This window comes from Spongiactinospora gelatinilytica (assembly GCF_003236385.1).
GTDB classification, from domain to species: domain Bacteria; phylum Actinomycetota; class Actinomycetes; order Streptosporangiales; family Streptosporangiaceae; genus Spongiactinospora; species Spongiactinospora gelatinilytica.
In genome coordinates this window covers 1-9,413 of record NZ_POUA01000311.1, presented here as the reverse complement: position 1 = coordinate 9,413, position 9,413 = coordinate 1, and the positions used below count along the sequence as shown (strand labels likewise).

Below are 9,413 nucleotides of genomic sequence, written 5' to 3'. Positions count from 1 at the left end.
GGGGAGGGGACGGCGCGACGTGCGACCTGTCGGGCTCGGGCGGCAGTGCGGGCCGCGCGAGCCTGGACGGTCGCACGTCGCTGTCGTTCACCGAGGAGATGAAGGGCTTCTACCGCGAGGGTGTGCGCAATCCGGGCGTGCCCGGCGACCGCTTCGCCTTCCGGCTCACGATCACCCTGGACGACGTGGATCGCTTCCTGTCCGACCAGGATCACCTGGCCCGGGCCGAGGGATGGATAGACGCTGCCGCTTGCGGGGGCCGGCGTCTGGTCGAGCGGGGTTGGTTCAATCTGTTCGCGCCCGGTGGTGCGCCCGACCGGCGGCTGATGCGCTATCGGCTGCACTTCACCGACGGCATGGACCGGCCCCGCACCCTCACCGGCTGGAAGAACGTCTTCCACGGGCCGCCGACCGACATCTGGCCGGCCACCACGACGATGTACTTCCGGCTGCTCGAAGGCCATGTGCCCGACGGGCACGACGACACCGCGCCGGTCGCCGGCGCGGGGACGCTCCACATCGAGCTGGGGGACTTCATCCGCCAGCTCACCTCGTTCCGTACCGAGGGCCCTGACGGGATGGCCGCGCTGGATCGCTTCGCCAGATTCTTCGCGGGCAACCTCTGGGACGTGTACGGCCCCGGCTGACGGGGGGATGCCGGGTCCGTCCCGGAGGGACATATCCCGAACCGGGGGCCGACTGTGCGGCGGCCCCCGGTTTTCCCGGTACCTTCGCCGGGAGGCGAAATACCCGGTAGGAGGCCGAAATGGCGATACTCACAACATTGCTGGCATACCTCACCCTGGCGGTGGCCGGCGCGGTGGCAGGGGTCTTCTACGCTTTCTCCGTGTCCGTCATGCGCGGGCTCGACGCGATCGACCCGCGGGAGGCGGCCAGGGCGATGCGGAGCATCAACCGCAAGATCCTCGACCCGCTCTTCCTGGGGCCCTTCATGGGCGCGCCGGTGCTGGCGGCGGCGACGGGCGGCCTGCTGCTCACACTGGACCGCACCGACGCGGTGATCGCCTTCTTCGCCGCGGCGGCGGTCTACGCGTTCGGAACGTTCCTGCCGACCGTCGTGATCAACGTCCCCATGAACGAGGCGCTGGCCCGCGCGAGCGTGCCGGACGACGCCGGCGGGGCCGCCGCTCTGTGGGCCGGCTACTCCCCGCGCTGGACGCGATGGAACACGATCAGGACGGTGGCCGGCGTGGCCTGCCTGCTCCTGGCCGGGCTCGGCCTCTACCTGTGGGGCACGGCCGCCTAGCGAAGGGCCGCCTGGGTAGGCGGCCCTGTGGCACGGTCGCCTGGAGGGCGGCGGGAAAGGGGTCGGATGGGCGCTCTGCCCGGCGGCTTATCGAGGCGGCGGGCGCTTTCGGTGATCCTGCGCCGCGCGCCGCTGCGGCTGCTGCCCGCCTGGGCCTCGCCGGTGCGAGAGGTCGCCGTGGGCGCGACCGCCGCGCTGGCCGGCATGCTCCTGCTCGCGTGCCTGTGGCCCGGCGCGCTACCGCCGCCCGGCTCGCCCGCCTGGCTGCTCGCGGCCGGTCTGGTGGCCCTCGCCATGGCCCTGATCGCGCTGGCCGCGCTGGGCTTCGAGATCGTCCGCAGGCCGCCAGGCGCGCTGCACCGCCTCGGGCGCGAGCACGCCGGCCTGCACGCGCTGGTCGCCGAGGTGGCGGCCGAACTCGGCGTACGCCCGCCGCGCAGGCTCTACGCCTGGGCCTGCGCCGACGCCATGGCGATCCGCCCGGCGCCGGGGCGGCGCGAGCTGTGGATCGGCCTGCCGTACCTGACCGAGCTGAGCCGCGCCGAACTGCGCTGCCTGGTGGCCCACGAGCTGGCGCTGCTGTGCGGGCGGCGCTCGCGGGCCGCCGACGCCATGTACGCGCTGTGGATCGAGGAACGCGAGCCGCCGCCGGAGGCCGAGACGGTGGCCGCGGCGCTGCTGGGGGCGGCCGACGCCGCCGCCGCGCGGGTGGCCGGCGCGCAGACCGCGGCCATGGCCCTCATCCGCGCGCAGGCGCTCAAGCAGAGCTTCCTGTGGTTCACCGACCGGTACGGCACGCCCGCCGCCGTCGCCCTGGACGGCTTCCCGCTCGACCTGTACGCCGCCTGGCGCTGGAAGGTCCGCGAGGACCTGCTGGTGGAACGCGGCTGGCACCGCACCCGCGACCGGCTCGCCCGCTCGCCGCTCATGCTCCGCCGGCTGCGCGCGCTGGGCGGCGACCCCGCCGCGCTGACCGAGCGGCCACCGCCCCGCGCGCCCGGCCTGCCCGGCCTGCGGGACGGGCTGCCCGAGCGGGCCGAGGCCCGGCTGGCCCGCCACCACCTGCGGTGGTGGCTGTCGGACCGGTACCGGCTGCCCAACGCCGGTTCGCTGCACGGGGTCCCCGAGCAGGTGTGGGACGCCCACCTGGAGGAACGCCTGGACGGCGTGCGGCGGCTGCTCGGCATGCCCGGCGACACCCCGGCGCGCCGCGTGGCCGAGGCCGTGGCGACCGGCTGGACGGCGGGGGAGCCGCCGTGCGAGTGGGCGTGCCCGCACGCCGTGCCGGCGGTGTGCGCGCTGATCCCGGCGATCCACCGGACGCTGCGCGAGGCCGGGTACGGCTACGCCGATCCGCTCCGCCAGCGGGTGCTCGTGGGCTGGGACGGCGGGCGGACCGACGTGGTGTCGCTGGCGGAGGCGATCGCCGGCGGCGGGCCGGTGGACGCGCTGCTGCCGATGGCGGGAAAAGCGTCCGACGTATCGTGACTCTATGGCGAATGCGCAGGTGGTGGCGGCGGCCGGGCGGCAGGTACGGATCACCAACCCGGACAAGGTGGTGTTCCCCGCGACCGGGCACACCAAGCTCGACCTGGTGCGCTACTACCTCGACGTGGCCGATGGCGCACTGCGCGGCGTGGCCGGGCGGCCGATGATCCTCAAGCGGTTCGTGCGCGGCGTGGCCGCCGAGGCGTTCTTCCAGAAGCGCGCGCCGGACAAGCGGCCCGACTGGATCGAGGTCGCCGAGCTGCGCTACCCGTCGGGACGTTCGGCCGAGGAGGTCGTGGTGCGCGACGCCGCCCAGCTCGCCTGGGTGGTCAACCTGGGCTGCGTGGACCTCAACCCGCACCCGGTGCCGGCCGAAGACCTCGACCATCCCGACGAACTGCGCATCGACCTCGACCCGGTGCCCGGCGTGGAGTGGCCGCAAATCGTGCGGGTGGCCCTGGTGGTGCGGCGGGTGCTCACCGACTTCGGCCTGCCGGCCTGGCCCAAGACCTCCGGCTCGCGCGGCTTTCACGTGTACGCCCGCATCGCCCCCCACTGGACCTTCCCGGAGGTGCGCCAGGCGGCCGAGGCCGTGGCCAGGGAGGTCGAGAGTCGCGCCCCGGACCTCGCCACCAGCCGCTGGTGGAAAGAGGAGCGCCACGGGGTGTTCGTCGACTACAACCAGAACGCCCGCGACCGCACGGTCGCCTCGGCCTACTCCGTGCGGCCCACCCCCGACGCGCGGGTGTCCACCCCGCTCGCCTGGGAGGAGGTGCACGAGCGGCACCCCGGGGAGTTCACCATCGACACCGTCCCGGCCCGGTACGCCGAGATCGGCGACCCGTGGGCGGACATCGGCCGCGAGCCGGGCTCGCTCACCGAACTGCTGGACTTCGCCGCCTCGCTGCCGCCGCACCCCTCGCAGAAGGGCGGGATCCCGGTCATCGAGATCGCCAGGGCCCGCACCAAGGACGAGGCGATGGCGGGCCTGGACCGCTGGAAGGCCCGCCACCCCGATGTCGCGGCCCGGCTGCGCCCCGCCGACGTGCTGGTGGACGGCATGCGCGGGCGCAGTTCCGTCTGGTACCGCATCCGCGTCAACCTCCAGCACGTCCCCGAACCGGAGCGGCCCGCCCAGGAGCCCCTGGAGTCCGACTACGACCCGTGGGCGGCCCTGCGCGAGGGGGACGGGTAGGATCCTCGGTCATGGCCGGGGACTCAGCGGGCGGCATCGTCAGGCAGGTGTCGACCAAGGTCGTCTACGCCAACCCGTGGCTGAGCGTCAGAGAAGACGCCATAGAGCGCCCCGACGGGTCGCGCGGCATGTACGGTGTGGTCGACAAACCCGACTTCGCGCTGGTCATCCCGGCCGAACGGGACGGCTTCCACCTGGTGCAGGAGTACCGCTACCCGGTCGGGCGGCGTACCTGGGGCTTCCCGCAGGGCACGGTCGCCGGGGCGACCGGCCCCGAGGGCATGGCCGCCACCGAGCTGGCGGAGGAGACCGGGCTGCGGGCCCGCGAGCTGGTCCGGCTGGGCACGCTGGACAACGCCCAGGGCACCTTGGCCCAGCGCTTCCACGTCTTCCTGGCCACCGGCCTCACCCCGGGTCCGCCGGACCGTGAGGCGGGCGAACAGGACATGATCCAGCGGCATGTGTCGCGCGCCGAGTTCGAGGCGATGGTCCGCGGCGGCGAGGTCGCCGACGCCTGCTCGCTGGCCGGCTACGCGTTGCTGTTGCTGCACGAGGCCGCCGGGCGGGCCGGATGAGACGCCCAGGCGGTGGGTACGAGGAGCCACGCATCCCCGATCGCGACCCAGGGAGTTGTCGTCATGGTCCACGAGCGCGCCGGTGAGCCCGCCACGTCGTCCGACCTGGTCGACGTGGCCAAGCTGGTGACGGCCTACTACGCGCGCCCCCCCGACCCGGCGCGGCCGGGGGAGCGGGTGGCGTTCGGCACCTCGGGGCACCGCGGCTCCTCGCTGGACACCGCCTTCAACGAGAACCACATCCTGGCCACCAGCCAGGCGATCTGCGAATACCGGGCGGGCCAGGGGGTGACCGGGCCGCTGTACCTGGGCATCGACACCCACGCGCTGTCGGAGCCCGCGCGGGTGTCGGCCGTCGAGGTGTTCGCCGCCAACGGCGTGCGGGTGCTGATGGACGCCAGGGACGGCTACACCCCGACCCCGGCCGTGTCCCACGCCATCTTGACCCACAACCGGCGCGGGGCGGACCAGGCCGACGGGGTCGTGGTCACCCCTTCGCACAACCCGCCCGCGGACGGCGGCTTCAAGTACAACCCGCCGAGCGGCGGCCCCGCGGGCTCCGAGGCCACCTCCTGGATCCAGGACCGCGCCAACGCGCTGATCGCGGGCGGCCTGAAAGAGGTCCGGCGGATCCCCTACGAGCGGGCGCTGGCCGCCGAGACCACCGGCAGGCACGACTTCCTCGCCGCCTACGTCGACGATCTGCCCTCCGTGCTCGACCTGGACGCCATCCGCGAGGCAGGGGTGCGCGTCGGGGCCGATCCGCTGGGCGGGGCGAGCGTGGAGTACTGGGGGGAGATCGCCGAGCGGCACCGGCTCGACCTCACGGTGGTCAACCCGGACGTCGATCCCACCTGGCGCTTCATGACCCTGGACTGGGACGGCAAGATCAGGATGGACTGCAGCTCGCCGTACGCGATGGCCTCGCTGATCGCCGCCCGCGACGCCTACCAGGTCGCGACCGGCAACGACGCCGACGCCGATCGGCACGGGATCGTCACGCCAGACGGCGGCCTGATGAACCCCAACCACTACCTGGCCGTGGCGATCTCCTACCTGTACCGCAACAGGCCCGGCTGGCCGGGCGGCGCGGGGGTGGGCAAGACGCTGGTGAGCAGCGGCATGATCGACCGGGTGGCCGGCGATCTGGGGCGGCGGCTGGTGGAGGTCCCGGTGGGGTTCAAATGGTTCGTGCCGGGGCTGCTGGACGGGTCGCTGGGGTTCGGCGGGGAGGAGAGCGCCGGTGCGTCGTTCCTGCGCCGGGACGGCTCGGTGTGGACGACCGACAAGGACGGCCTGATCCTGGCCCTGCTGGCCGCCGAGATCACCGCCGTGACCGGGCGCACCCCGAGCGAGCTGTACGGCGAGCTGACCGGCAGGTTCGGCGACCCCGCCTACGCCAGGATCGACGCCCCCGCCACCCGCGAGGAGAAGGCCAGGCTCGGGGCGTTGTCCGCCGCGGACGTCACGGCAGGAAAGCTCGCCGGCGAGCCGGTCACCGCCGTGCTGACCTCCGCGCCGGGCAACGGCGCGGCGCTCGGCGGGGTGAAGGTCTGCACCGACAACGCGTGGTTCGCCGCCCGCCCCTCCGGCACCGAGGACGTCTACAAGATCTACGCCGAGTCCTTCAAGGGCGCCGCGCATCTGGCGCAGGTGCAGGAGGAGGCGCGCGCCCTGGTCACCGCCACACTCGGCGGATGAGGTCAGCGTGTCCGCCGCCGGTGACGGATAGGGTGAAAGCGTGGCACAGGTACCGCTCAATGTCCGTGAACTCGCCGTCGGCCAGCTTGCCGAGCGCACCGGCGTGGCCGTGTCCACGCTGCACTTCTACGAGGCCAAGGGGCTGATCACCAGCCGTCGCACCGCGGGCAACCAGCGCCGCTACACGCGCGACACGCTGCGCAGGGTGTCGTTCATCCGGCTTTCGCAGCGGGTGGGCATCCCGCTCACCGACATCAAGGCGGCGCTCGATCGGTTGCCGTCGGGCCGCACGCCGACCAGGGAGGACTGGGCGAGCCTGTCCGCCGCCTGGCGTTCGGAGCTGGACCTGCGGATCGAGCGGCTGCTCCAGCTTCGCGACGACCTCACCGACTGCATCGGCTGCGGCTGCCTGTCACTGGACCGGTGCCTGCTGGCCAATCCGCACGACCGGCTCGGCGAGGAGGGACCGGGCCCGCGCCGGCTGCTGGCCGCGCGTTCGCGGGCAGAGGTGTGCGGGGCGGGGTGCGGCTCCGGGTGCGAAGAGGAGGCATCCTAAGCCGCGGGAAACCGGCGGCGAAGGATTGGTAGCGTCGGATCATGCGACTCGGAGTCCTCGACATCGGTTCCAACACGGTGCACCTGCTCGTCGTGGACGCCCACCGGGGGGCCAAGCCGCTGCCGGCCTTCTCCCACAAGCTCGAACTCCGCCTGGCCGAGCACCTGGAGGACGGCGGGCGGCTGTCGGAGCGGGGGACCCAGCGGCTGGGCGGGTTCGTCGAGGAGTCCCGGCAGGTGGCCGAGGACAAGGGCGTCGAGGACTTCATGGCCTTCGCGACCTCGGCGGTCCGGGAGGCGCCCAACGGCGAGGACGTGCTGGCCACGATCAAGGAGCGGACCGGCGTCTCGGTCCAGGTGCTCACCGGTGAGGACGAGGCGCGGCTGACCTTCCTCGCCGTGCGCAGATGGTTCGGCTGGTCATCGGGCCGGCTGCTGGTCTTCGACATCGGCGGCGGCTCACTGGAGATCGCCGGCGGCATCGACGAGGAGCCCGACGTGGCCGTCTCGCTGCCGCTCGGGGCGGGCCGGTTGACCCGCGACCGGCTGTCCGGCGACCCGCCGTCCGCGGAGGAGGTCCGTGACCTGCGCAGGCACGTGCGCACCGAGGTGGCGCGGGCGGTCGGCGACGTGATCAGGTACGGCGCTCCGGACCGGGCGGTGGCCACCTCCAAGACGTTCCGGCAGCTCGCCCGGATCGCCGGGGCCGCCGACTCCGGGGCCGGGCCCTACGCCCGGCGCTCCCTGGAACGATCGGCGCTGCCGGAGCTGGCCGACCGGCTGGCGCGGATGCCCGCCGCCGAACGCGCCCGGCTGCCCGGGGTCTCGGAGGGCCGCGCGCCCCAGCTCGCGGCCGGGGCGATCGTGGCCGACGCCGTGATGGACCTGTTCGAGCTCACCGAGCTGGACGTGTGCCCGTGGGCGCTGCGCGAGGGCGTGATATTGCGCCGCCTGGACGTCATGCCCTGACCGGGCGCCCGCGGGGAGCCCTCAGGCGTTCTCGCTGCGGCCGCTCCGCGCCAGCCGCATCACGACGCCGGCGACGACGGCGACGAGGCCGATGATGAGGGCCCACTTCAGCAAGGTGCCGAAGAGTCCGATGACCCAGCCCAGCACGATGAACCCGACGATGACGGCGGCGATGGCAAGCAGAATTCGTCCCATGAGTCCCACCGTAGGCGGCTTGTCGGGGATCTGAGGGCGGCCGCCGGGGAAGTCAGGGTCGATTCAGGGTTCTCCATGAGATTGTGATCTACATTGTAAAGGCGCGGGCCTCGGCGGCTCCCGTCAGGTCACGCCAACCTGACGGTCATGGACGCCGCGAGCGGGGTAGGAGCACGTTCGTGCGCGTCTTCCTGGGGACCTCCGGTTGGCAGTACGCCGACTGGCGTGGGGTCCTCTACCCGGAAGGGATGCCCGCGCGGCTGTGGCTGGAGCGGTACGCGCAGACCTTCGGCACGGTGGAGAACAACAACTCCTTCTACCGGTTGCCCTCCAGGGAGACCTTCGCGAGCTGGCGCGAGCGCACCCCGGAGGGTTTCGTGATGGCCGTGAAGGCCAGCCGCTACCTCACCCACACCAGGCGGCTGAAGGAGCCGCGCGAGCCGGTGGAGCGGCTGCTCGGCGCGGCCGAGGGCCTCGGCGACCGGCTGGGGCCGATCCTGCTCCAGCTCCCGCCGACCCTGCGCTGCGACCTCGGGCTGCTCACCGGCTGCCTGGCCTGCTTTCCGCCCGGCGCGCGCGTCGCGGTCGAGCCGCGGCACCCGTCGTGGTGGGAGGGTGCGGCCGGGGAGCGGGTCCGCGCCGCGCTGGCGGCCCACGGGGCCACGCTGTGCTGGGCCGACCGGCGGGAACGCGCGCTGACGCCGCTGTGGCGCACCGCGCCGTGGGGATACCTGCGTCTGCACGAGGGGTCGGCGGACCCGTGGCCGTCGTACGGCGACGCGTCGCTCGCCCGGTGGATAACGCGACTTGGAGAGACATGGAAGGACGAGGCCGATCAGGAGGCCACCGTGTACGTCTACTTCAACAACGACCCGGGCGGTGCCGCGGTGCGCGACGCGGCCCGATTCGCCGCCATGGCCGGGGGATCGGGGCACGCGATCGGGTAGGCGATATCAACCTGCTGATAGGGTTCATTCGCCGAATAATGGTGTCTGAAAGGGGCAGCATCGTCGTTCGAGCGCGCGAGGGAGGATGCCGGCGATGATGTGGCAATTGGTGGGGGTGGCCATCTCGCTTGCCCTGGTCATCCTGATGGTCCCGCTGGCGATGGGGGTCATCTCGTTGATCACGCTGGCGGTGCTGGCGGTGCTGGCCAAACGGACCGGAGGTCTCGAACGTCCGCAGGCGCCCGAGCCCGCGCTCATCGTGCTGATGTTCCGTTCCGTTTTCCGTGGCCTGCGCCGGCCGTTCCGCTCCGGCGACCGGGCCGCGCGCGACGCGGCGTGGGCGGCGTCGGCGCCCGACGATCCCGGCGCGACCCGGGAGGTCAGGGGCAGGCGCGACGCGTTCCCGATCACGCTGTCCGTCCCGGAGGCGCGCCGGCCCGAGGAGCCGGACCCGGAGGAGCCCGGTGACGACGCGAAGGCCGGTGGCCGGGCGGAGGGGGAGACCCGCCCGGCCACCGGCC

General features: G+C 73.3%; 10 protein-coding genes and 1 pseudogene. 10 read left to right on the top strand and 1 reads right to left on the bottom strand.

All coding sequences use genetic code 11. The features are described 5' to 3' along the window. The 8 genes and pseudogenes from C1I98_RS41835 to C1I98_RS29500 all read left to right on the top strand — a co-directional run. Nucleotides 1-647 (top strand): annotated as a pseudogene (locus C1I98_RS41835) (FAD-dependent oxidoreductase); the annotation flags it as partial. 119 nt (nucleotides 648-766) lie between these two features. Beyond that, complete coding sequence (locus tag C1I98_RS29530; RefSeq protein WP_111170673.1) at nucleotides 767-1,267, top strand: anthrone oxygenase family protein; 501 nt, start codon at nucleotides 767-769, stop codon at nucleotides 1,265-1,267. A 66-nt stretch (nucleotides 1,268-1,333) separates the two neighbouring features. Continuing rightward, entirely contained in the window at nucleotides 1,334-2,755 is a 1,422-nt protein-coding gene (locus tag C1I98_RS29525; RefSeq protein WP_146607697.1) for a M48 family metalloprotease, read from the top strand. A gap of 4 nt (nucleotides 2,756-2,759) precedes the next feature. Then, nucleotides 2,760-3,950 (top strand): non-homologous end-joining DNA ligase, encoded by a 1,191-nt coding sequence (gene ligD, locus C1I98_RS29520; RefSeq protein WP_111170671.1) that lies wholly within the window; start codon nucleotides 2,760-2,762, stop codon nucleotides 3,948-3,950. Nucleotides 3,951-3,961: 11 nt separating this feature from the next. Continuing rightward, on the top strand, nucleotides 3,962-4,525 hold the full coding sequence (locus C1I98_RS29515; protein WP_111170670.1) for an NUDIX domain-containing protein: 564 nt from the start codon (nucleotides 3,962-3,964) through the stop codon (nucleotides 4,523-4,525). Nucleotides 4,526-4,588: 63 nt separating this feature from the next. Beyond that, nucleotides 4,589-6,226 carry a phosphoglucomutase (alpha-D-glucose-1,6-bisphosphate-dependent) gene (gene pgm / locus C1I98_RS29510; RefSeq protein WP_111170669.1) on the top strand — a complete coding sequence of 546 codons (1,638 nt, stop codon included), beginning with the start codon at nucleotides 4,589-4,591 and terminating at the stop codon, nucleotides 6,224-6,226. A 40-nt stretch (nucleotides 6,227-6,266) separates the two neighbouring features. Then, nucleotides 6,267-6,782 (top strand): redox-sensitive transcriptional activator SoxR, encoded by a 516-nt coding sequence (gene soxR, locus C1I98_RS29505; RefSeq protein WP_111170668.1) that lies wholly within the window; start codon nucleotides 6,267-6,269, stop codon nucleotides 6,780-6,782. Nucleotides 6,783-6,823: 41 nt separating this feature from the next. After that, entirely contained in the window at nucleotides 6,824-7,750 is a 927-nt protein-coding gene (locus C1I98_RS29500) for a Ppx/GppA family phosphatase (RefSeq protein WP_111170667.1), read from the top strand. 21 nt (nucleotides 7,751-7,771) lie between these two features. Here C1I98_RS29500 and C1I98_RS43240 read toward each other — a convergent pair whose 3' ends face one another. Then, nucleotides 7,772-7,945, bottom strand: a complete 174-nt coding sequence (locus tag C1I98_RS43240) for a hypothetical protein (RefSeq protein WP_199537302.1) — start codon at nucleotides 7,943-7,945, stop codon at nucleotides 7,772-7,774. A gap of 179 nt (nucleotides 7,946-8,124) precedes the next feature. On the opposite strand from C1I98_RS43240, the gene C1I98_RS29495 reads away from it, so the two are divergent. Both C1I98_RS29495 and C1I98_RS29490 read left to right on the top strand, forming a co-directional pair. Continuing rightward, the gene (locus C1I98_RS29495) at nucleotides 8,125-8,892 is read left to right on the top strand and encodes a DUF72 domain-containing protein (protein ID WP_111170666.1); all 768 of its coding nucleotides are present in this window, start codon (nucleotides 8,125-8,127) and stop codon (nucleotides 8,890-8,892) included. 94 nt (nucleotides 8,893-8,986) lie between these two features. After that, nucleotides 8,987-9,413: hypothetical protein (locus tag C1I98_RS29490; RefSeq protein ID WP_146607696.1), on the top strand; the 427-nt coding region annotated here is incomplete at its 3' end.

Bases quoted from the DNA above. Each gene is read 5' to 3' on its own strand.
- C1I98_RS29500 (WP_111170667.1), top strand. From the start codon at position 6,824: ATGCGACTCGGAGTCCTCGACATCGGTTCCAACACGGTGCACCTGCTC.
- C1I98_RS29525 (WP_146607697.1), top strand. From the start codon at position 1,334: ATGGGCGCTCTGCCCGGCGGCTTATCGAGGCGGCGGGCGCTTTCGGTG.
- C1I98_RS29530 (WP_111170673.1), top strand. From the start codon at position 767: ATGGCGATACTCACAACATTGCTGGCATACCTCACCCTGGCGGTGGCC.
- C1I98_RS29515 (WP_111170670.1), top strand. From the start codon at position 3,962: ATGGCCGGGGACTCAGCGGGCGGCATCGTCAGGCAGGTGTCGACCAAG.
- pgm (WP_111170669.1), top strand. From the start codon at position 4,589: ATGGTCCACGAGCGCGCCGGTGAGCCCGCCACGTCGTCCGACCTGGTC.
- C1I98_RS43240 (WP_199537302.1), bottom strand. From the start codon at position 7,945: ATGGGACGAATTCTGCTTGCCATCGCCGCCGTCATCGTCGGGTTCATC.
- ligD (WP_111170671.1), top strand. From the start codon at position 2,760: ATGGCGAATGCGCAGGTGGTGGCGGCGGCCGGGCGGCAGGTACGGATC.